Source organism: Sulfitobacter faviae (genome assembly GCF_029870955.1).
In the GTDB taxonomy this organism is placed as follows: domain Bacteria; phylum Pseudomonadota; class Alphaproteobacteria; order Rhodobacterales; family Rhodobacteraceae; genus Sulfitobacter; species Sulfitobacter faviae.
Window position 1 is genome coordinate 3133686 of record NZ_PGFQ01000001.1, and the last position, 22617, is coordinate 3156302.

At 63.9% G+C, this 22617-nt stretch carries 16 protein-coding genes and 3 pseudogenes; 15 read left to right on the forward strand and 4 right to left on the reverse strand.

Annotated features, from left to right (window positions below; all coding sequences use genetic code 11):
• The first annotated feature begins 16 nt into the window (after positions 1 to 16).
• Complete coding sequence (gene purL, locus CUR85_RS16190; RefSeq protein WP_067260719.1) at positions 17 to 2176, forward strand: phosphoribosylformylglycinamidine synthase subunit PurL; 2160 nt, start codon at positions 17 to 19, stop codon at positions 2174 to 2176.
• A gap of 211 nt (positions 2177 to 2387) precedes the next feature.
• Here purL and CUR85_RS16195 read toward each other — a convergent pair whose 3' ends face one another.
• Together CUR85_RS16195 and CUR85_RS16200 are read right to left on the reverse strand one after the other, a co-directional pair.
• The gene (locus CUR85_RS16195) at positions 2388 to 3647 is read right to left on the reverse strand and encodes a vWA domain-containing protein (protein ID WP_067260720.1); all 1260 of its coding nucleotides are present in this window, start codon (positions 3645 to 3647) and stop codon (positions 2388 to 2390) included.
• 5 nt (positions 3648 to 3652) lie between these two features.
• Entirely contained in the window at positions 3653 to 4561 is a 909-nt protein-coding gene (locus CUR85_RS16200; RefSeq protein WP_067260723.1) for an AAA family ATPase, read from the reverse strand.
• Positions 4562 to 4746: 185 nt separating this feature from the next.
• Here CUR85_RS16200 and CUR85_RS16205 point away from each other — a divergent pair, with 185 nt between their 5' ends.
• The 9 genes from CUR85_RS16205 (at position 4747) to CUR85_RS16245 (ending at position 14005) form a co-directional block, all read left to right on the forward strand.
• Positions 4747 to 5766, forward strand: coding sequence for a glycosyltransferase family 2 protein (locus tag CUR85_RS16205; protein ID WP_067268268.1), 1020 nt, complete (start codon positions 4747 to 4749; stop codon positions 5764 to 5766).
• The gene (locus tag CUR85_RS16210; protein WP_067268266.1) at positions 5763 to 6389 is read left to right on the forward strand and encodes a sulfotransferase; all 627 of its coding nucleotides are present in this window, start codon (positions 5763 to 5765) and stop codon (positions 6387 to 6389) included. Before CUR85_RS16205 ends, CUR85_RS16210 begins: the two co-directional genes overlap by 4 nt.
• Entirely contained in the window at positions 6389 to 7597 is a 1209-nt protein-coding gene (locus tag CUR85_RS16215; protein ID WP_280322826.1) for a hypothetical protein, read from the forward strand. Before CUR85_RS16210 ends, CUR85_RS16215 begins: the two co-directional genes overlap by 1 nt.
• A 149-nt stretch (positions 7598 to 7746) precedes the next feature.
• Complete coding sequence (locus CUR85_RS16220) at positions 7747 to 8742, forward strand: glycosyltransferase family 2 protein (RefSeq protein ID WP_280322828.1); 996 nt, start codon at positions 7747 to 7749, stop codon at positions 8740 to 8742.
• Positions 8743 to 8796: 54 nt separating this feature from the next.
• Positions 8797 to 9441 (forward strand): FkbM family methyltransferase, encoded by a 645-nt coding sequence (locus tag CUR85_RS16225; RefSeq protein ID WP_067268274.1) that lies wholly within the window; start codon positions 8797 to 8799, stop codon positions 9439 to 9441.
• Between the two features lie 143 nt (positions 9442 to 9584).
• Positions 9585 to 10544 carry a phosphoadenosine phosphosulfate reductase gene (locus tag CUR85_RS16230; RefSeq protein ID WP_067268257.1) on the forward strand — a complete coding sequence of 320 codons (960 nt, stop codon included), beginning with the start codon at positions 9585 to 9587 and terminating at the stop codon, positions 10542 to 10544.
• Between the two features lie 46 nt (positions 10545 to 10590).
• Positions 10591 to 11622, forward strand: a complete 1032-nt coding sequence (pyrC, locus tag CUR85_RS16235) for a dihydroorotase (protein WP_067268255.1) — start codon at positions 10591 to 10593, stop codon at positions 11620 to 11622.
• A gap of 55 nt (positions 11623 to 11677) precedes the next feature.
• Complete coding sequence (locus tag CUR85_RS16240) at positions 11678 to 12355, forward strand: orotate phosphoribosyltransferase (protein WP_067268253.1); 678 nt, start codon at positions 11678 to 11680, stop codon at positions 12353 to 12355.
• 150 nt (positions 12356 to 12505) lie between these two features.
• Positions 12506 to 14005, forward strand: coding sequence for a replicative DNA helicase (locus CUR85_RS16245; RefSeq protein ID WP_067268251.1), 1500 nt, complete (start codon positions 12506 to 12508; stop codon positions 14003 to 14005).
• Between the two features lie 427 nt (positions 14006 to 14432).
• Here the strand turns inward: CUR85_RS16245 and CUR85_RS20580 are convergent, their stop codons facing one another.
• The gene (locus tag CUR85_RS20580; RefSeq protein WP_067268250.1) at positions 14433 to 15740 is read right to left on the reverse strand and encodes an alpha/beta hydrolase family protein; all 1308 of its coding nucleotides are present in this window, start codon (positions 15738 to 15740) and stop codon (positions 14433 to 14435) included.
• Positions 15741 to 16010: 270 nt separating this feature from the next.
• Positions 16011 to 16688, reverse strand: a pseudogene (locus CUR85_RS20585) (sterol desaturase family protein); the annotation flags it as partial.
• Positions 16689 to 16694: 6 nt separating this feature from the next.
• Here CUR85_RS20585 and alr point away from each other — a divergent pair.
• The 5 genes and pseudogenes from alr to purF all read left to right on the forward strand — a co-directional run bounded on the left by alr (position 16695) and on the right by purF (position 22586).
• A pseudogene (gene alr, locus CUR85_RS16255) lies at positions 16695 to 17737 on the forward strand (alanine racemase).
• Between the two features lie 279 nt (positions 17738 to 18016).
• Positions 18017 to 18814 (forward strand): DNA repair protein, encoded by a 798-nt coding sequence (locus CUR85_RS16260; protein WP_067268244.1) that lies wholly within the window; start codon positions 18017 to 18019, stop codon positions 18812 to 18814.
• 103 nt (positions 18815 to 18917) lie between these two features.
• Positions 18918 to 20285, forward strand: coding sequence for a DNA repair protein RadA (gene radA, locus CUR85_RS16265; protein WP_067268243.1), 1368 nt, complete (start codon positions 18918 to 18920; stop codon positions 20283 to 20285).
• 29 nt (positions 20286 to 20314) lie between these two features.
• Positions 20315 to 20869, forward strand: coding sequence for a CvpA family protein (locus CUR85_RS16270; RefSeq protein WP_067268241.1), 555 nt, complete (start codon positions 20315 to 20317; stop codon positions 20867 to 20869).
• Between the two features lie 233 nt (positions 20870 to 21102).
• Positions 21103 to 22586: pseudogene (gene purF / locus CUR85_RS16275) on the forward strand (amidophosphoribosyltransferase).
• The last annotated feature ends 31 nt before the right edge of the window (positions 22587 to 22617 follow it).

The following is a 22617-nucleotide window of genomic DNA, read 5'->3' on the forward strand; positions in this document are numbered from 1 at the left end:
CAGCCGGGGAATTTCCATGCAAGATCCAGCCATCACGCCCGACCTCATCGCCAGCCACGGGTTCACCCCCGAGGAATACGCCGAGGTCGTCAACATCCTCGGGCGCGAGCCGAACTACACCGAGATGGGCATTTTCTCGGCCATGTGGAACGAACACTGCTCCTATAAATCCTCCAAGAAATGGCTCCGCACCCTGCCGACCTCCGGCCCGCAGGTGATCTGCGGCCCGGGCGAGAATGCAGGCGTGGTCGACATCGGCGATGGCCAAGCGCTGGTCTTCAAGATGGAGAGCCACAACCACCCCTCCTACATCGAACCCTACCAAGGTGCGGCGACCGGCGTCGGCGGCATCCTGCGCGATGTCTTCACCATGGGCGCGCGCCCCATCGCGGCGATGAACGCGCTGAGCTTCGGCCGCCCCGACCACCCCAAAACCCGCCAGCTTGTGCACGGCGTCGTCGAAGGCGTCGGCGGCTATGGCAACTGTTTCGGCGTGCCAACCGTTGGCGGCGAAGTGCGTTTCGACAAAGCCTATGACGGCAACTGCCTCGTCAATGCCTTCGCGGCGGGCCTCGCCGATGCCGACAAGATCTTCTACTCCGCCGCCTCCGGCGTGGGCATGCCGGTGGTTTACCTCGGTGCGAAGACGGGCCGCGACGGCGTCGGCGGCGCCACCATGGCCAGCGCCGAATTCGACGACACCATCGAAGAGAAACGCCCCACCGTTCAAGTCGGCGACCCCTTCACCGAAAAGCGCCTGATGGAAGCCACACTCGAGCTGATGGCCACCGGCGCCGTGATCTCAATCCAAGACATGGGCGCTGCGGGGCTGACCTGCTCTGCCGTGGAAATGGGCGACAAAGGTGGCCTTGGCGTGCGTCTCGACCTTGAAAAGGTCCCGACGCGCGAGCCGCATATGACCGCCTATGAAATGATGCTCAGCGAAAGCCAAGAGCGCATGCTCATGGTGCTGCGCCCCGAGCTTGAGGCCGAGGCCAAAGCCGTCTTCGACAAATGGGACCTCGATTTTGCCATCGTGGGCGAAACCCTCCCCGAAGACCGCTTCCTCATCTGTCTCGATGGTGAGGTCAAAGCCGATCTGCCGCTGTCGAAACTCGCCTCCACCGCGCCCGAATACGACCGCCCTTGGGTGGAAACACCCGCCGCCGCCGCGCTGACCGATGCGCCCAGCATCGACCCGATCGAAGGCCTGCGCGCCCTGATCGGCTCCGTGAACCACGCCTCGAAAGACTGGGTTTACGAACAATACGACACGATGGTCATGGGCGATACGGTCCGCCTGCCCGGCCTCGGCGCGGGGATCGTGCGGGTGCATGGCACCGACAAGGCGCTGGCCTTCACCTCTGACGTGACCCCGCGCTACGTCAAGGCCAACCCGACCGAAGGCGGCAAACAGGCCGTCGCCGAAGCCTATCGCAACCTCTGCGCCGTGGGCGCCAAACCCTTGGCAACAACCGACAACCTCAACTTCGGCAACCCCGAAAAGCCCGAGATCATGGGCCAATTCGTCGGCGCCATCAAAGGCATCGGCGAGGCCGTGGGCGCGCTCGACATGCCCATCGTTTCCGGCAACGTCTCGCTCTATAACGAGACCGACGGCAAGGGCATCCTGCCCACGCCCACCATCGGCGCGGTCGGCCTGATCGACAGCCTCGACCAAGTCATCAGCAATCAGCTGCGCGACGGCCATGTCGCCCTCATGATCGGCGCGGCGGGCAGCCACCTCGGCCAATCCGCTCTGCTCGCCGAAGCCTTCGACCGGGCCGAGGGCGACGCCCCCCATGTCGACCTCGGCACCGAACGCCGCCACGGCGAATTCATCCGCGCCCAAGCCAGCCAAATCTCCGCCTGCACCGACCTCGGCGACGGCGGCCTCGCCCTCGCGGCCTTCGAGCTGGCCGAAACCGCAGGCATCGGCGTGGAAATCGAAAGCGAAGACACCGCCACCCTCTTCGGCGAAGACCAAGCCCGCTACCTCGTCGCCTGCACCGCCGACGCCGCGGAAACCCTGATCGCCGCGGGCAAGGAAGCGGGCGTAGCGGTCACCGCCGTCGGCGCCTTTGGCGGCGACAAGGTCAGCTTCGGCAGCGCCTCCGCGCCCCTGTCGGACCTGCGCACGATCTACCGGACCACTTTCGCCCAGACCTTCGCCTGAACCTCTGGTTTCGGAGCCGCCCTTGCTTGAGACCAAACGGTCGCGCGCAGGGCGGCGGGGCAGGCTAAATCGCCGAGGGGCCCCTTTAGGGGATACGGCTATTTCGCTTGAACCGACGACAGGCGGGTGACAGGCCGGGATCAATCAAGGGTGGCTTCGAAACCCCTCTGGTTTTGGAGAGACCCGCAGCCCTCCGCCTGCCCCTCATTGGCTAAACCTCTGCGTTCAACCCCGCCAACATCCGCGCCTTCTCCCCCGCATCATCGGGGCGCGAGATCGCCTCGGCCAGCGCTTCCAAAGATGCAATCGAGTGCCCGGCGCGAAAACTATCGACATGGGGCAGCATCACGCGAATGCCAGCCGCCTTGGGCGCGAAACCGTCCCAGCGAAGCAGCGGGTTCAGCCAGATCACCCGCCGCGCGGTCAGATGTAGCCGCTGCATTTGCCGCGCCAGTTCTGCCGGGTCGTCCCGGTCCAGCCCGTCAGTGATCAACAAGACCACCGCCCCCTGCCCCATGACCCGCCGCGACCAGTCTCGATTAAAGGCCGCCAACGCCGCGCCGATACGCGTGCCGCCCTCCCAATCCTGCGCCTGCGCCCCCGCCGCGGCGAGCGCCGCATCCACATCGCGGGTCGCGAGATGCCGGGTGATATTGGTCAGCCGGGTGCCAAAGGTGAAACCATGCACCTGCGCCCAGCCTTTGCCCCTGCGGTTGGCCACCGCATGCAAAAAATGCAGGATCACCCGGCTGTATTGGCTCATCGAGCCGGAAATATCGCACAGCACAACGAGGTTCGGGTAGCGCGCGCGCGGTGTCTTCCGATAAAGCCGGTCCGCCTCTCCACCCCGCCGCAGCGCCGCTTTCATCGTGCGCGCCACATCGATCTGCCCCCGCGCCGCCGCCTCATTGCGGCGGCTCGGCATCGGCGGCACCGGCAGGTCGAGCTTGGCCAACATCCGTTTCGCCTCAGCCATCTCCGCGAGGCTCATCTGTTCGAAATCCAATGTCCGCAACCGCTCCCGCGCGGACATGGTCAGGCTTGCATCCACCTCGACGAGGGTCTCCTCGGGCTGAGGCGCGTCCTCCCGCTTCGGTGCCTCGGCCCCGTCTAACAGGGCCTCTGCCGCGCGTTTCTCGGCGGGCGTGGCGGGGCGATCCTCTTGCACGCCGCGGATCGCAGGCAGCATCGCGGCCATCATATGCTCCAGATAGCGCGGGTCACGCCAATAAAGCCGGAATATCTGCGCAAAGACCCGCGCCTGTTCGGGGCGGCTCACGAAACAGGCGTGGAGCGTCCAATAGAAATCGCGGCGGCTGGTGAAGCCCACGGCGGCGACAGCCTCCACCGCCTCCACTACCCGGCCCGGCCCGATTGACAACCCCGCCCGGCGCAGGGCGCGGGCGAAATGCGTGATATTCCCCGCAAGCTTGGGGTCCTCGGGCAGGTCCAAAGGTAGGTCTTCGGCCATCACGCTCAGCTAGGCGCCAGCGATGCGCGGGCCTGATCGAGAATGCGCGCCGCCTCAGAGCCTTGCAGCTTGGCGATGTCATCTTGATACTTCAGCACAGCCCCCAGCGTATCGGCGATAACCTCGGGGCTGAGCGTAGTGACATCCAAGGCCAGCAGGCATTTCGCCCAGTCAATCGTCTCCGCCACGCCCGGCTTCTTGAACAGATCCTCGGTCCGCAATTGCTGGACAAAGGCCACCACCTCGCGGCTAAGCGCCTCTGCCGCCTCAGGCGCGCGGGCAGCAAGGATCGCCATCTCCCGCGCCACATCCGGATAATCGACCCAGTGGTAAAGACAGCGGCGTTTCAGCGCGTCATGCACCTCACGCGTGCGGTTCGAGGTCAGGATCACGATTGGCGGCTCGGGCGCGCGGATCGTGCCAAGCTCGGGGATGGTCACCTGAAAATCGCTCAACGCCTCCAGCAAGAACGCCTCGAAAGGCGCATCGGTGCGGTCCAACTCGTCGATCAGCAGCACCGGGGCGCCATTCTCATCCGGGCGCAACGCCTGCAACAGCGGGCGTTCGATCAGGTAGTCGTCGCTGAACAACTCCTGAGTCAGCGCCCGCCGGTCTGCGCCACCACCCGCCTCCGCCGTGCGGATCGCCACCATCTGAGCGGGAAAATTCCATTCGTAAACCGCGCTGGAAGCGTCGAGCCCCTCATAGCATTGCAACCGGATCAACCGCCGACCCAGACCGGCGGCCAGCGCCTTGGCGATCTCGGTCTTGCCGACGCCCGCCTCGCCCTCCAAAAACAGGGGCCGCCCCAGCGTGAGGCTGAGGAACACCACGACCCCAAGCGCGCGGTCGCAGACATAGCCCTCAGCGCTCAGCATCTCTTGGACCGCGTCGATCGTATCTATGTTTTTCATGGCCCCAGTGGTGCATTCCCGCCCCGCCCCGTCAAGAGGGCAGACCGCGCGGCGGCAGATTGACGGGATTTCCCCGCGCTGGCATAGTCCTGCGCAATAAACGACGGCTTCCGGCAACAAGGGGGTCACAGGGGCGGATATGGGACAGAGCATTTTCATCGCGATCCGGCGCGGCGGGGTCTGACATGCGCATCACCGCTGTCACCTGCGTCAAGAACGAAGGCCCGTTTTTGCTGGAATGGATTGCCTTCAACCGGGTGATCGGGGTCACGGATTTCCTGTTCTACTCCAACGATTGCAGCGATGGCACCGATGCCCTGCTCGACGTGCTTGCCCGCCACGGTATCGTCACCCATCTGCCCAATCCGGCCACCAATCGAAACTACCAGATGCAGGCGCTCAAGGATGCGCGGCGTCACCCCATCGTCACGCAGGCCGATTGGGTCTGGATTGCCGATGTGGATGAGTTTCTGAACATTCATGTCGGCGACCACCGCCTGCCCGCCCTGATCACGGCCTGCGGCAACCCGCAGGCGATCTCGCTGAATTTCCAGTTCTTCGCCAATGGCGGGGTCGAGGATTTCACCGACGCCCCCGTCATCGGGCAATTCACCCATAGCCATAACCCCGACATCTGCTGCGCCGATACGGCGATTGAGGTTAAGACCTTGGTCCGGCGAGATTTCCCCTTGGGCTACTACGGGGCGCACCGGCCCTTCCACGACGACACGAAGCACCAGCCGCATTGGACCGATGGCGCGGGCCGTCAGGTGCCTAAGCCCTTCCGCAGTGCCGCCACCAAACGCCGCATCCGGGCCTTTCCCGCCCGCGGTGCACGGCGCTTTGCCACGCTGAACCACTACGCATTGCGCTCGCTCGACAGCTATCTGGTCAAGAACGACCGTGGCGACGTGAACCGCGAACACCGCGCTTTTGATGACAGCTATTGGCGCGACCGGAACGACGCGGCTTGGGAGGATCGCTCCATCCAGCGTTACCTGCCTGCCTTGCAGGCCGAAATCGACCGCCTGAAAGCGCTGCCCGGCGTCGCCGATCTGCACGCCGCTTCCGTCGCCGCCCACCGCGCGCGCCGCGACGCGCTGCTGACCGATCCGAGCTACCGCGAAATGCAGGCCCAACTGCGCGAAGCCAGCCCGTTCTGCGCCGCCGAAGCGCGGATCCGCGCCGAGATCGGCCTCACATGACAGGACCGCGGATCGTCAACCTCGGCCTGCCCAAGACCGGGACAACCACGCTCACGGATGCGCTGCGCCACGCCGGACTCAAGGTCGCGGATTGGCGCATTCGCAAGGGCCAAAGCAACTCTCCCGAGATCACCGGCGCGCATCTGGGGCGGATCATCTATGCCGATTACTTTGCCAGCGGCGACCCGCTGGCGCGGCTGCACGAGTTCGACGTGATCAATGAGATGAGCGCCGTGCGCCGTGACCGCAGTCTCTGGCCGCAGACAGATTGGGGCGTATTAAGTGCCATTCAGCACCACCACCCCGAGGTCAAGTTTCTGCTCTCGCACCGCGATCCGGCCAAGACGGCCAACAGCATGATGCGCTGGAATAATCTGGGCCGCCGACGCTTGCCACAGGCCGATGTGCCGGGGCTGCCCCGCGGCTTTGGCCGCGACGAGGCCGAGCTTGCCCGGTGGATCGAAGGGCATTTCGCCTTCTGCCGCCGTGTCTTTGCCGGTTGTGCCAACTTTCTGGAGTTCGACATCGAAGACCCCGATGCGCGCGACAAGATCGCAAATTATCTTGAGATTGACTTGCCGTGGTGGGGCCAAAGCAACACCGGCAAAGCGGAGGCCGAGTAATGCGGCTGACCCTCTTCATCGGTCCGACCGAACGCGCTGCCGCCCGGCTGCGCAACATCCTGCAACAGCAAAAGGACGCGCTGCTCGAGCAGGGGGTTCTGGCGCCCGACTGGAACCACGTCCGCCTCTATGCCGCTTGCGCCGCCCCGGAAGCGGTGGGTCTGCTACGGCACCGCCGCGGCTTGGACAGCCCCCTGATCGGCACCACCCTGCGCGATGAATTTCACGCGCTGATCCCGCATGAGTTGGCCAAGACCCGCGCCGATCATGTGGTGCTGAGCGCGGCGCAACTGGGCAACCTGTTGTCGCGGCCCGAGGAACTGCGCGCCCTGCACGATCTGCTGCGCCCCTATTTCGACGATATCCGCGTGGTCGCGCATCTGGATGAACAGGCGCGGACGCTGGTCGCGCATTACGGCTTTGCTGTGGCCGAAAGCCGCCGTCATCCGCTGACGCAGGAACTGGCCTTGGCCGAGCGCGGCGACTGGTGGCATGGCGCGCTTGCCCAGAGAGAGACCGCGCCGGATTTCGGCCTTTTCCCCGAGGTGCAAGCCCCGCCCTTTTGGCTCGATTATCAAGCGCTGCACGCCCATTGGGCCGCCGCCTTCGGAGCCGACAACATTACGTTTCGCCCGCTCGACCTGCCCCATCTTATGTCAAGGGCCGGGGCCAGCGAGATCACCGAGAGCCTAGGCCTTTCCACGCCCCTCGGCCCCGTCGATCCCGGGCGCGCCCTCGCGGCCCTGCCCGCGCCTTGGCTGACACGGATGCGGCAGTTCAACGATGTGCTGGTCCGCTATCAACAGACCCATGACCTCGCCTGCCCGCGCAGCACATGGAGCCAGATGTTGCAAGCGCTGCAAATCGGCGGCCCCGTGATCAAACCCGGGAGCCTCGCCGCGATCTCCGACCATTTCGCCCGCGACAACGCCGCACTCATCACCCGTTTTCCAGCGCTGGATCAAGCGCTTACCCCCGACACGCCCGAGGCCCCGTGGCAAGAAGCCGACCCCCAGTTCGGCTTTCGCGCCACCCAATACCTCGCCGCCTTCGCCCACCGCATCCGCAGCACCGCGACCCCGCTCGCGCAAAAACGCGCAGATGCCGAGGAGGCCCGCCGCTCCGCGGCGAGGTTCGAGGTGCTGTTGCACGATCCCGACGCCCCGAAGAGACACGCGCCGCCAATGATCGGCTCCTCACCCGGCTAAAGGTCAACCACGAAACCATTCTGCGCGGCCCCTTCCGCCCCCACAACGGCGCAGCCCCTGCGGGCGAAGACCAACCCGCGCCCGCCTATACCGCCGTGCCCCCGCGCACATTGCCGCCCGGCAGTAGCGGCAATGTCATCGTCGCCTGCATGAAGAACGAAGCGCCCTATATCGTCGAATGGGTGGCCTATCACCGCGCCGTGGGCTTTGATAACTTCCTAATCTACACCAATGATTGCAGCGACGGCACCGATGCCGTTTTGGGGCGTCTGCAAGACATGGGCATTCTCCAGCACCGCAACAACGACGATTGGAAAGGCAACTCCCCCCAACAACACGCGTTGAACCAAGCGCTGGAGGAACCGCTCGTCCGCCAAGCGGAATGGATCGCGCATATCGACGTGGACGAATTCGTCAACATCCGCACCGGCAACGGCAGGCTCGAAGACTTCTTCGCCGCCGCCCCTGAGGCCACGAATATCGCAATGACGTGGCGCCTCTTCGGCCACAACGGCGTGACCGCCCTGTCGGAGGCCCCCGTGATCGGCCAATTCAACCACTGCGCGCCGAGCTTCTGCCCCAAACCCCATACCGCATGGGGGTTCAAAACGATGTTCCGCAACCTCGGCGCCTATGGCAAGCTGTCCTGCCACCGGCCAAACAAATTGGACGAGGCCGCGGTATCCGAGGTCAAATGGGTCAACGGCGCGGGCCACGACATGACACGCGACGCGCTGCGCAACGGCTGGCGGTCCTCGCGCAGCAACATCGGCTATGACCTGCTACAGTTAAACCATTATGCCCTCCGGTCAGCCGACTCCTTCCTTATCAAACGCCAGCGCGGGCGCGCGCTTCATGTCGACAGATCCATCGGGATCAACTATTGGATCCGAATGGACTGGAACGACCACCGCGACCTGTCGATCCAGCGCAACCTGCCCCGTCTGCGCGCAGAGATGAACCACCTCCTCGCCGACGCCGAACTGCGCAAACATCACCAAACGGGCCTCGACTGGCACCGCGCCAAGGCCGAAGAACTGCGCCAGAGACCGGAGTTCCGCGATCTCTACCGCCATGCGCTTAACATCAAGTTAACCGCAACCGAACGCGCTGCCTATGCCCTTGCCCTTGATATGGAAAGCTGACCCGTGACACAGGCCGCGCCCCCGTCTGAACCCAATTTCATCTACTCCCGCGGCATGAAGTTTCCCGACGATCCGGCGATCCTGCGCGGGCGGATCCGCAAGCTGCTCCGACAGAACGCCTATGAAGCCAAGGAGAGTGAGGCCGCGCTGCGCGTGGTCCGCGAAGGCGACAGGGTGATCGAACTAGGCGGCGGGGTTGGCTATATGTCGACGCTGGTGGCCAGCAAACGCAATGTCGCCTCGGTCCATAGCTTTGAGGCGAACCCCAACCTCATCCCCTATATCCGGCGGGTCCACGCGGCCAATGGGCTGTCCAACGCCCATGTCACCAACGCGATCCTCGGCCCCAACCCCGGCAAGGCGGATTTCTATGTGCGCGACCGCATCCTGTCGTCTTCCCTGACCCGGTTCATAGACGAAGACCCACCTGAAGCCCATCAGATCGACGTGCTCGACGCGGCCCAAGTCTTTGCCGCCCTCACCCCAAGCGTATTGATCTGCGACATTGAAGGGGCCGAGGTCGATCTCATTCCCAATCTGCCCCTCGACACCCTCCGCGCCGCGATCATCGAATTGCACCCGCAATGGATCGGCCCCGATGGCGTCAACAAGGTCTTCGCCGCCTTCATGCGGGCGGGCATGGCCTACTATCACCGCAGCTCGCACAACAAAGTCGTGGCTTTCCGCCGTAGCTGGTAACGCGCCTTCGACAGCCGCGCCCCCGGAAAACCGTCACATTCTCTTCAATTTCTCACGGATTTTCCGCATTTTCGCCCTAATATCCGGCTACACCCAGCTGAAACGGCGGTTCTGCCCCGCCCCGACAAGCCCGAGGATGCCCGATGCCGCGCGAGACGCCCACGATCGAAAGCTCACTGGCCGATATGCCCAAACGCAAATGGCTGCGCGCGATTGAGGCCGTGGCCGAAGAAGATGGCTATTTTCAATCGCTGGGCGAAAGCCATTTTTCCGCCTTCATCGAGCGTGAAACGACCCTGCTCGTCACCTTCGAGACCTATCAAGGCATGCATGCGCTCTCTGACAAGGCGCAGCCTTTGGGCTGGGACATGGTGCGCAATCACGACTGGTCGCATCTGTGCCTTGCCAGCGACGGAGACACATGGTTCCGCGCCGAAGAGGTCTATGCCTATTTCGACCGGCTGATCGACGACGGCTTCTTCGACGAATTCGATCAAGTGCTCTTCTACGGCGCGGGCCCCTGCGCCTATGCCGCCGCCGCCTATTCCGTGGCCGCCCCCGGCGCGGCGGTGGTGGCAATCCAACCGCAAGCCACGTTAAACCCGCGCATCACCGAATGGGATGACCGTTTCGCCGATATGCGCATCCTCGATTTCACGTCGCGCTATGGCTATGCGCCCGATATGCTCGACGCCGCCGAACGGGTCTTCGTCCTCTATGACCCGCGCGAGAGGCTCGACGCGATGCATGCGGCGCTCTTCACCCGTGCCAATGTCACCAAATTGCGGATGCCCTTCATGGGTGATGCGCTGCAAACCGACCTGCTAGAGATCGACCAGCTCGACCCACTGTTGCAAGCCGCCGCCGAGGGCACGTTGGACGCAGCCCGCTTCGCCGCCCTCTACCGCGCGCGGCGCGATTACCTGCCCTATCTGCGCAACCTCAGCCAAGCGATCAACACCCAAGGGCGCGAACTGCTGCTCGAAGCGCTCTGCGCCAATGTCTCAGCCCGGATGAAAGCCCCTCGCTTTGCCCGCCGCCTAGAACGCATCCGCGCCAGACGCAAGGCCCGCGTGGCCGAGGCCGCGACCGCCACCGGATAGGTTTTCAATCTGGCGCGCGGCCCCGCTCTGTGCTAGCCCCGCGCCCATGACACAAAGCCTCACGATCCGCCGCCCCGATGACTGGCACCTGCACCTACGCGACGGCGACATGCTGCGCGCCGTGGTCCCGCACAGTGCCCGCGACTTTGCCCGCGCCATCATCATGCCCAATCTCGTGCCCCCCGTGGTGACAGGCGCCCAGGCCGCCGCCTACCGCGACCGGATCATGGCCGCCCTGCCCGAGGGCGCGGATTTCACGCCCCTGATGACCCTCTACCTGACCGAGGAGACGGACCCCGACGATGTCGCCCGCGCCCATGCCGAGGGGTTGATCCACGCCGTCAAACTCTACCCCGCAGGCGCCACCACCAACTCCGCCAGCGGCGTGTCGAACTTCGACAATGTCGCCCCGGTGCTCGACCGCATGGCCGAGATCGGCCTGCCGCTGTGCACCCATGGCGAGGTCACGGACAGCGAGATCGACATCTTCGACCGCGAAGCTGTCTTCATCGACCGCGTGCTCGACCCGATCCGCCGCGCCCACCCCGCGCTGCGCGTGATCATGGAACATATCACCACCGCCGAGGCCTCCGACTATGTGCGCAGCAACGACAGCGGTCTTGCCGCCACGATCACCACGCACCACCTGGTGATCAACCGCAACCACATCCTCGCCGGTGGCATCCGCCCGCATTATTACTGCCTGCCAGTCGCCAAACGCGAGACCCACCGCCGCGCCCTGCGCCAAGCGGCCACTTCCGGCGATCCGCGCTTCTTCCTCGGCACCGACAGCGCGCCCCATACCGATGGCGCCAAGCTGCAGCCCTGCGGCTGCGCGGGCTGTTTCACCGCGCCCAACACGATGTCGATCCTCGCTCAGGTGTTCGAAGAAGACGGCGCGCTCGACAAGCTCGAAGCCTTCACCTCGCTCAATGGCCCCGCCTTCTACGGCCTGCCGCCAAACGAAACACAAATCACCCTGCGCCGCGAAGCGCCCCAGCACCCCGACAGCATCGACACGCCCGATGGCCCGGTCACGGTCTTCGACCCCGGTTTCGATCTGCACTGGACCACCTGATCTTCATCCTTTCTTAAATACCGCTCCGACCTCTCTCCACCCAAGGACGTCTGCCATGATCCCCACCAGCCACCCAAGCCCCCAAGAAATGGCCCGCCTCACCGCGCGCATGTTGCTGGAGATCGGCGCGGTGCATTTCAACGCGGAGGAGCCCTTCACGCTGGCCTCGGGTCTGCCATCGCCCACCTATATCGACTGCCGCAAGCTGATCTCTCACCCGCGCATCCGGTCCACGCTGATGGATTTCCTCGCCGTCACCGTCATGCGCGACGCAGGCTTTGAGGCCTTCGACAATATCGCCGGGGGCGAGACGGCGGGTATCCCCTTCGCCGCCATGGTCGCCGAACGGATGGCCCTGCCGATGACCTATGTGCGCAAAAAGCCCAAAGGCTACGGTCGCAACGCGCGGATCGAAGGTGAGATGACGCCGGGCCAGCGCGTGCTGCTGGTCGAGGACCTCACCACCGATGGCGGCTCGAAACTCAGCTTCGTCGACGCGATTCGCGAAACCGGGGCGACCTGTGCCCATACGGCGGTGATCTTTCACTACGGCATCTTCCCCCAGACCGAAAAGACCCTTGGCGACCATGGCGTTACGCTCCACGCGCTCTGCACATGGTGGGACGTGCTGGCCGAGGCCCGCGCCCAAGGGGCCTTTGACGCGGCCACGCTGACGGAGGTCGAAGCCTTCCTGAACGCCCCGCGCGACTGGCAGGAATCCCGCAAAAGTTAACCGAATTTCCGCAAAATGTTGACCGAAGGCCCCACCACAAGGCAAAATGTGGTGGGGCCTTTTGTTGGTAAAGATATCCACAAAAGATACAATTTGCGCCGGGCGAACCCACTGGCTATGAGGTCCATCTGGGTAGAAATGGGTGAGGTCATGAACGAGATTACATCGCTGAACGCGAACCAATTGGCCGTGCAGGCACCGGAGTCGATGCCGCATTCGATCGAGGCCGAACAGCAGCTTTTGGGCGCGATCCTGACCAACAATGACGTCTACGACCGCGTGGCTTCCGTCATCGGGCCCAAGCACTTCTACGAGCCGGTCCACGCCCGCATCTTCGACATCGCGGCTCAGCGGATCGCCAAAAACAACCTCGCCTCCCCAGTCACGCTCAAGGCCTTCATGGAAGACGACGAGGGGCTGAAGGAGCTGGGCGGCCCGGCCTATCTGGCCCGTCTCGCGGGTGCGGCAATCAGCGCCTTCGCCGTGCGTGACTACGCGCAGATGATCTATGACCTCGCCGTGCGCCGCGATCTGATCCAGCTGGGCCGTGACATCTCGGCCAAGGCCGCACAGGTCGATGTCTCCTCCGAGCCGCGCGAGCAGATCGTCGAGGCCGAGCAGGAGCTTTATAAGCTGGCCGAACAGGGTCAGGTGGAAAGCGGTTTCCAGTCCTTCCTCAAGGCCGTCACGGATGCGGTCAACGTGGCCAATGCCGCCTACCAGCGTGACGGTGGCCTCTCCGGCGTTTCCACCGGTTTGATCGACATGGACAAGAAACTGGGCGGATTGCACCGCTCGGACCTTCTGATCCTCGCGGGGCGTCCTTCGATGGGTAAGACCTCGCTGGCGACCAACATCGCCTTCAACGTGGCCAAGGCCTACAAGCGCGGGATGAAGCCCGACGGCACTGAGGGTGCCATCGACGGCGGCGTCGTGGGCTTCTACAGCCTTGAGATGAGCGCCGAACAGCTTGCCTCGCGGATTCTGTCGGAAGCTGCCGAGATCCCCAGCCACCAGATCCGCTCCGGCGACATGACCGAGGCCGAGTTCCGCCGTTTCGTTGATGCCGCCAAGGCGCTCGAGGCCTGCCCGCTCTTCATCGACGACACGCCCGCCCTGCCGATCAGCCAGCTTGCCGCCCGCGCGCGGCGCCTGAAGCGGACCCACGGGCTCGACGTGCTGATCATCGACTACCTACAGCTCGTGCGCGGCACCGGCAAATCCGAGAACCGGGTAAACGAGATTTCCGAGATCACCATGGGTCTCAAGGCCATCGCCAAGGAACTCGACATCCCGGTGATCGCCCTGTCGCAGCTCTCGCGTCAGGTTGAAAGCCGCGACGATAAACGCCCGCAGCTTTCGGACCTTCGGGAATCCGGCTCGATCGAACAGGACGCCGACGTGGTGATGTTCGTGTACCGCGAGGAATACTACAAGGAACGCGAGAAGCCCGGCGATCACGAGCTCGACAAGATGGCGGTCTGGCAGGAAGAGATGGAGCGTCTGCACGGCCGCGCCGAGGTGGTGATCGGCAAGCAGCGTCACGGGCCCATCGGCACGGTGGACCTCAGCTTCGAGGGCAAGTTCACCCGCTTCGGCAACCTCGTGCAGCCTTGGCAGCAGGGTGGCGGGGACGATCAGGAGTTTTGAGGGCTATCGTCTGCAGTTTTCCTAACCGGAACCATAGGAAAAAGGGCCATCGCCTGCCCGCGGGTCGGCGATCCCCGGTAGCCTCGCCCCACTTTATTTTTCAAACCTGATGTGCGTTTCGCGAGGGATCACCCAGCCTCGCCAAATCGCCTACCCGTCCGGGCGGGCAGGCGATGGCCCGGCGCCTACGGCTTGATTCCGGGCTGAGTGGCAACTTTGACCAAGGGCCATCGCTTGCCCGCGGGTCGGCGATCCCCGGTAGCATCGTGCCACTTTATGGTTCAACCATGATGTGCGTTCCGCAAGGCATCACCCAGCCTCACCAAATCGCCTACCCGGCCGGGCGGGCAGGCGATGGCCCGGCGCCTGCGGCTTGTTCCGGGCCAGGGTGGCAAGGAGGCCCGGCGTTTCCACCGGGCCACGCCCCTCACTCAGCCGCCGATTTCACCTCATACATCAGCCCCTTCGCGGTCCCCTCCGGGAATCCCTTCCAATAGCTGTGGTCTTCCTTCTCGGTCCCATCCTCCTCGGCCGACCAGACGCCGTCGTTCGAGTTCTCTACCAGATCGAGATACGCCGCCTTCGCCTCCTCACCCTTCAAATGACTGTCCATCCACGCGGTCACGAAATGCTGGGCGATATTGTTCATCCGCACCGTGTCCCAGACCGCGTCGGTGTAATGCTCCGAGATGTTGAAGCCCTTGTCTTCGCTGAAGTAATAGGCCTCCTCCGGCGCCGGCATCGGGGCGCCCGCGTTGTGACCTGCGTTCATGTAGGTCAAAAGCGCCCGGTCGACGTTCGAGGTGTTTTCCCAGATCGCGCGGATGCCGTTCTTATAAAGCGAGACATCATCCTGCGAGCCTGCGATAAAGAGCATCGGGATTTGCACGCCCGCCAATCCCTCGGCATCCCAGAAGCCACGGTTCATCCCCCAGGGGCCGAAGGCCACCGCGGTCTTGATGCGTGGGTCGGGCAGCGCGTCATGGGTCTCGGAGCCCGCCTGATGGATCCCGAGCGTTCCATGCGGACCGCCCCACGTATAGCCGACCGAGGTCTCCGTCACCCCGCCCCCGGCGGTGATGATCGCGCCATAGCCGCCCATGGAGTAGCCGATCAGACCGGTGTTCTCGGCGTCATAGAGCCCCGCGAAATCACCGCCCTCCGCGGCCTTCTGCGCCATCTGCTCCAGCACGAACAGCTGATCGAGCGAGCGGTTCACCAGCGTCGAGCCAAAGGCCGCCTGCGTGCGGTAGGTGCTGTCGGTATGGTCGATCGAGGCCACGACATAGCCCTTGGAGGCGAGGTTCTCTGCCAGATGCGACATGAGGTAACGGTTGCCCGGATAGCCATGGCTGATCAGCACCAGCGGAAAGGTCTCGCCCTCCGCCGGCTCGACGTCGCGCATGGCCTGTCCCTCGAGCGTGACCTCGGTGGTGCCGTCGCGGAGATAAGCCTTGAAGGAGGTGTCGCCCTCCGCCCCCTCGGCGGCGGGATAATACATCTCAACCGTGAGCGGCCGGTCGTAGCGCGGCATCTCCTTGGGCTTGTCGGCGGCGGGGTCGATGGCGAGGATGTCGATCTGGTCGGGGTTGACCATCTCCAAAGTGCGCACCCCCACGGCATGGTCGCCATAGGCCGCAAGTTCGGGCGCATTCGGCAATTGCCGGTCGATCCGGTTTTCCGCCTGCGCCACGCCAGCGGTAAGGCCCGCGGCAAGCAGGGCTGTGGTGGTCATATGTCGGTGCATGGTTCGTCCTCCCTTGAATTGGGCCAAGCCTACCCGCGCCACGGGGACAGGCAAGCGCCCTTCGGGTAACGTCACGGAAGTTTCACACCTACCCCGCGCGGCGCGCGCCACTTCGGCCTCGCTCAACCCGTATTTCCCAGCGAACCGCGCGCGAGCGGCTAGCAGTCTTGGATCGTCGGGCCTCATACCCAAGGTGCGGATGAAGGCAATGCGCTGCTGCTGTTTCAAAGCCTCGGTGTCAATATCGGTGCCCATGGCCCGGTCAATGATCTCCCCGCCCGGGCTGACGTGGAACCATTTGTTGAAGTCGCGAAAGTGATGCTGGTTGTGCAGCCGCGTGACATGCCGCTCCACCGCCGTTTTCGGCACCGTCAAATGCGCCGTCATGTGAAACCACTCATAGCCCAGAAAGGTCAGCACCCCGCCCAGAGGCACGATCGCCGTGGCGATCCAGACGCTCGCCTCGAAGCCCAGAAGCGCCGCGATGCCCCAGACCAGAAGGAAATTCCCCACGAGCATCGGCAGCGCGACCCAGACCGGCACGAAGAACAGCCCGTGATTGGTCGGGAAGTCATGGTGCCCGTAATGCGCGCGGTACAGCAGATCGAAGGCCCATTGCTGCTTGGGCGGGGCAAGGTGAAAGACATGCCGGTGCAGGTTGTACTCATTAAGCATCTGCGCTGCGACCCCCAGCGGGACCAGCGCCCAAGACCACAGCGGCGCCCCCCAAAGCATCGCAACAAAGGCCACCACAGCGGCCAGCGCCATGAGCGACACGCCCGCATGGCCGAACATGATCTTGATCCGTGACATCCGCCTGACCTCCCCATCCTGCGCATCCGGTAGGCAAAACTGTAACAAATCCCACGCCTGCCTGTCGCGCATGACGTTAGGTGCCCTTGGCCGCTTGACCTCCCCCCGCATTCCGGCCCACATCCGCGCATGAGCAAAGCGACCCTGACCATCGACCTACAAGCCATCGCCGACAACTGGCGCGCCCTCGACCGTATGACAAAGGCCGAGACCGCCGCCGTGGTCAAAGCCGACAGCTATGGGCTGGGCGCCGCCCGTGTGGCCAAGACATTGGCCGAGGCCGGTGCGCGGCAGTTCTTCGTGGCCCTGACCGAAGAGGGCGTGGCCCTGCGCCAAGCCTTGGGCGAAGGCCCGGTGATCAATGTCTTTTCCGGGCATATGCCGGGCGATGCAGAGGCGATTGCCGGTGCCGCGCTGACGCCGATGATCAACTCGACAGAGCAGCTGCTGCGCCAGTTTGAGACCCTGCCCGGCCATGCTTTCGGCATCCAACTCGACAGCGGGATGAACCGGCTCGGGATGGAGCCTGCGGAATGGGCGGCCCTGCGCGACATCGCGCTGAGCCAGAACCCCAGGCTGATCATGTCGCATCTGGCCTGCTCGGACGCGGCGGATCATGAGATGAACGACGCGCAACTGCGCAGTTTCCGCGAGATGACCGAAGGGGTCGAGGTGCCGCGCTCGCTCTCCGCCACGGGGGCATTCTGCTGGGGCCGGAGTATCATTTCGACGTCACCCGGCCCGGCATCGGTCTTTACGGCGGACGCCCATTCACAGAGGCGCGGCCCGTGGTCACCCTCGACGTGCCAGTGATCCAGACACGCAGCGTCACCCCCGGTGAGACTGTGGGCTATGGCAACACATGGACGGCGGAGAGCACCGTCAAGCTCGCCACCGTGGCCGCGGGCTACGCCGACGGGCTTCTGCGCGCGATGGGCAATGCGACCGGCACCGCCTGTTTCCAACATGAGGGTGTTACCCTGCCCATCCTCGGGCGCGTCTCGATGGACCTGATCACGGTAGATGTTTCTGCATTGGAGGAGGTGCCCGCGACCTTGCAGCTGCTGGGGCAAAGCCAAGGCGTTGACGATTTGGCGGATTGGGCGGGCACGATCGGCTATGAGGTGCTGACCTCATTGGGCGCAAGATACGCGCGAAACTACGCCGGTTAGGTCGGCGATTTTCCCCCGCATCGCAGCACGCCGCCGAGAGCGTCGCTGGGCGACTCACCCCCACTCCCCACGGCACGCCTCGCCTCTGCCCTGCGCTGCCGATCACGAATTGCACTGCGCAGGCGCAAATAACTTCCGAAAAACCTGCGGTTGTGCCATTATCTCGGCAAAACTACGTTAAATCCTCAGCATAATTCCGCAGGGAATGGGAACAAAGAAGGATAAGGAGGCGTTGGTCGGCAGAAACTTGCTTAGTAGCTCTTCCAGGGGGGAGAAAGTATGTCCCAGCTTCGTTCCTTTGCCTACCTTATCCAATTCGCCTTTCAGCGGCTCGCCCTTGTGGTCTTTGCCCTCGCGGCGCTTGCCCTTACCGGGGCCAGCATCATGGCGGCCCTTGGCCTGTGGAATTGGATCAGCCTTGATCTGCAATACGGCGGTGAGCCTGTCGAAAACGCCGGGATGTACGCCCAACTGGCGCTGACCGTCCTTGCCGTGGGCCTGTGCTTTTTCCTACCCACCAACCGCCGCGTCATGCAGCTTGAGACCTCGCACCGTCAGTTCAATGTCGGCATGCAGGACGTGGCCCGCGCCTATGCCGCCGTGCATGCCGCCGACCGGGCCGAAACCTTTCAGATGAGCTCGGAATTCGATTCGGTGCGCGAACGTCTGGCGTACCTCCGCGATCATCCCGACCTCGCCACGCTGGAGCCTGCCGTGCTGGAAATGGCCGCTCAGATGAGCCATGTGGCCCGCGATCTGGCCGAAGTCTATTCGGATGAGAAACTGGCCCGCGCCCGCAGCTTCCTCAAGCAGCGTCAGGAAGAGGTCGAGCTTTTCAACAGCCGCCTCGATCAGGCCAAAGCGATCTCGACCGAGATGAAACATTGGCTGCACGAAGTCGAACTCGAAGAAAGCGTCGCCGTGGCCCAGCTTGAGCGTCTGCGCGAGGAAATGCGTGAGATCATGCCTGAGCTTGGCCTTGAACGTGTGGTCCAAACCGAAACACCCGAGCGCAAGCCCGAAACCACATCGCTCGACAATATCGTGATCGACCTGCCGCCCAAAGCCGCTGAGTAATGCCAGCGGCGGCATCCGGCCCATTGGGTTCCCCCCGGGATCATCACCCAAGGGCCGGATGCTTTTCCTTTGACGCCATCGGGCACCTGCGCGAAAAGGGCCCATGGCCAAATCCTCCTCCAGTTTTTCCTGCGCCGAATGCGGCGCGAAACATTCCAAATGGTCCGGGCGCTGTGACGCCTGCGGCGCTTGGAACTCCATCGTCGAAGACAAAGGCATTTCCGCAGGCCCGCCCAGCAAATCCTTGGGCGCACGGCGCGGCTCTGCCATTGAACTCACCGATCTTGCCACACAAGAAACCCCGCCCCCGCGTGCACAGTCGGGCATTGCGGAGTTGGACCGCGTGTTGGGCGGCGGGCTGGTGCCTGCTTCGGCGATCCTTGTGGGCGGCGATCCCGGCATCGGTAAATCGACCCTTCTGCTGCAAGCCGCCGCGCATTTCGCCAATTCTGGCCTCAAGACGATCTATGTCAGCGGGGAGGAAGCCAGCGCGCAGGTCCGCATGCGCGCGCAACGACTGGGGCTGTCCGAAGCGCCGGTGAAACTGGCCGCGGAAACCAACCTGCGCGACATCCTAACCACGCTTGAGGCCGAGCGCCCGCAGCTTGCCATCATCGACTCGATCCAGACCATGTGGGCCGACAACGTCGAAAGCGCGCCCGGCTCGGTCAGTCAGGTCCGCGCGGCGGCGCATGAGCTGACCAGCTTCGCCAAACGCCGCGGGGTCGCGGTGATCCTCGTGGGCCATGTCACCAAGGAGGGCCAGATCGCTGGCCCCCGCGTGGTGGAGCATATGGTCGACACCGTGCTCTATTTCGAAGGCGAGCGTGGCCACCAGTTCCGCATCCTGCGCGCGGTGAAAAACCGCTTTGGCCCGGCGGATGAGATCGGCGTTTTCGAAATGACGGGCGGCGGTCTGTCAGAGGTGATCAACCCCTCGGCGCTCTTCTTGTCGGAACGCGGGCAACCCTCCCCCGGTTCGGTCGTCTTTGCAGGCATCGAAGGCACCCGGCCTGTCTTGGTTGAGCTTCAGGCGCTGGTGGCCCCCTCGCCCCATTCCCAAGCGCGCCGCACGGTGGTGGGTTGGGATTCGGGGCGTCTGGCGATGATCCTTGCGGTGTTGGAAGCGCGTTGCGGAATTCCTTTCGCAGGGCTGGATGTCTACCTCAATGTGGCGGGCGGGATGAAGATCTCCGAACCCGCCGCCGATCTCGCGGTGGCCGCCGCGATCCTCTCGGCGCGGGAAGACGCGGCCCTGCCCGCCGAAACCGTTGTTTTCGGTGAGATTAGCCTCTCCGGTGCGCTGCGCCCCGCCAGCCAGACGGAAAACAGGTTGAAAGAGGCGCAGAAACTTGGTTTTACGAGCGCTATTGCACCGCGCGGCGGCAAGGCTGTGGGTGTGACCGGAATTGCGCTGAATACGATGAGCGATCTGACCGGATTTGTTGGCGAAATTTTCGGGGCGGGCTGATCCCCCCTTAGACGAGGGCGAGAACGCGCATGGACGGTTTTACCATTATTGACGGGGTGGTCGCGGTTGTCATCGTGCTATCGGCATTGCTGGCCTATGGCCGTGGGCTGGTGCGCGAGTTGATGGCGATTGTCGGCTGGATTGCAGCGGCCGTGCTGGCCTTTCTCTTTGCGCCGCAGGTCGAACCGCTGGTGCGTGAACTGCCCTATGTGGGCGAATTCTTGGCCGATAGCTGCGAATTGTCGGTGATCGGTGCCTTCGCGCTGGTCTTTGCCGCGGCGCTGATCGTGGTCTCGCTCTTCACGCCGCTCTTCTCTTCGCTTGTGCACCGCTCAATGCTGGGTGGCGTGGACCAAGGGCTTGGCTTCATCTTCGGCGTTGTGCGCGGCGTGCTGCTCGTCGCGATTGCCTTCTTCGTCTACGACACCGTCATCACTGGTGAGCGGACCACCATGGTCGAAAACAGCCGCTCCGCCGCCGTATTCTCGCGCTTCACCGGCCAGATCGAAGAAAAAGACCCGCAAGAGGCGCTCGGCTGGATCACCAACCGCTATGAGGCGCTGGTCGGCAAATGTAGCGCCTAAGGCCTTCATAATCTCTTAACACAATCCTTTTAGACAGGCGGCCAGAGCATCATGGCCGCCTGTTTTGCGTTTGGGCTTGGCAGGTTACGGGGGCCGCCTCCTCGGCGGGCAATGCGGCGCTTTATCCTGCCTCATGCCCCCCGCAGGCGACATGCGGGGTGACAGCCGCTTGCGAAGCCCCTACATAGGCAGCGACCTCACCCGGATTCGGAGTTGCCCCGTTGTCCAAGCACATGCCGCCCGCCCATCCCTTTGACACTTCCTATCTGCGTGACAGCGGAGATGAGGATAAACTGAAGGAGGAATGCGGCGTCTTTGGCGTGGTTGGCGTTGCCGATGCCGCCACTTTCGTGGCCCTTGGCCTGCACGCCCTCCAGCACCGTGGGCAAGAGGCTGGCGGCATCGTCAGCTACGATCCCGCCGCCGGTTTCCAATCGGCCCGCCGCTTTGGCTATGTCCGCGACAACTTCACCTCGCAGGATGTCATGCAAACCCTGCCCGGCGAGCTGTCCATCGGTCACGTCCGCTATTCGACCTCTGGCAACAAGGGCCCCACCGCGATCCGCGACGTGCAGCCCTTCTTTGGTGAGTTCGCCATGGGCGGGGCCGCGATCGCCCATAACGGCAATATCACCAATGCCAACGCGCTCCGCCGTGAGTTGATCGAGCGGGGCTCCATCTTCCAATCCTCATCCGACAGTGAGTGTATCATTCACCTGATGGCCCGGTCTTTGCAGCAGAACATCCCCGAGCGGATGGAAGATGCGCTGCGCCGGGTCGAGGGGGCCTTTTCGGTCGTTGCCATGACCCGCACCAAATTGATCGGCGTGCGCGATCCGCTGGGCGTCCGCCCGCTCGTGCTGGGCCGTGTTGGCGATGGCTGGGCGCTGAGCTCGGAGACCTGCGCGCTCGACATCATCGGCGCGGAATTCGTCCGCGAGATCGAACCCGGCGAGATGGTGGTGATCACCGAAAAAGGGGTTGAGAGCCACTTCCCCTTCCGTCGTGTCGCCTCGCGGTTCTGTATTTTTGAGCATGTCTACTTCAGCCGCCCCGACAGCATCCTCGGCGGTCGCTCGGTCTATGAAACGCGTGAGAATATTGGCCGCGAACTGGCCAAAGAAAGCCCTGTGGAGGCCGATCTCGTCTGTCCCGTGCCCGACAGCGGCACCCCGGCGGCGATTGGCTATAGCCTGGAATCCGGCATCCCCTACGCGATGGGCATCATTCGCAACCAATATATGGGCCGGACCTTCATCGAGCCGACCGAGCAGATCCGCAACATGGGTGTCCGTCTCAAGCTCAACGTCAACCGCGCGCTGATCAAAGGCAAGCGGGTGATCTTGGTCGACGACTCGGTGGTGCGCGGCACAACCTCGCGCAAGATCAAAGAGATGATCCTCGACGCGGGCGCGAAAGAGGTGCACTTCCGCATCGCTTCCCCCCCACGGCTTGGCCCTGTTTCTACGGCGTCGACACCCCGCAGCGCGAAAAGCTGCTGGCGGCGACCATGTCCGAGGATGAGATGCGCGACCATTTGCAAGTCGACAGTCTCAAGTTCATCTCGCTCGACGGTCTCTACCGCGCGGTGGGCGAAGCCGAAGGCCGCAACACCGACTGCCCGCAGTATTGTGACGCCTGTTTCTCTGGCGACTACCCGGTGACCCCTGCCGATCAGGTTAAGGAAGGTTTCCAGATGAAGCCCGCCGCCGAGTAACCCGCCAGAGGGATCAAACCAAAGCAAAGGC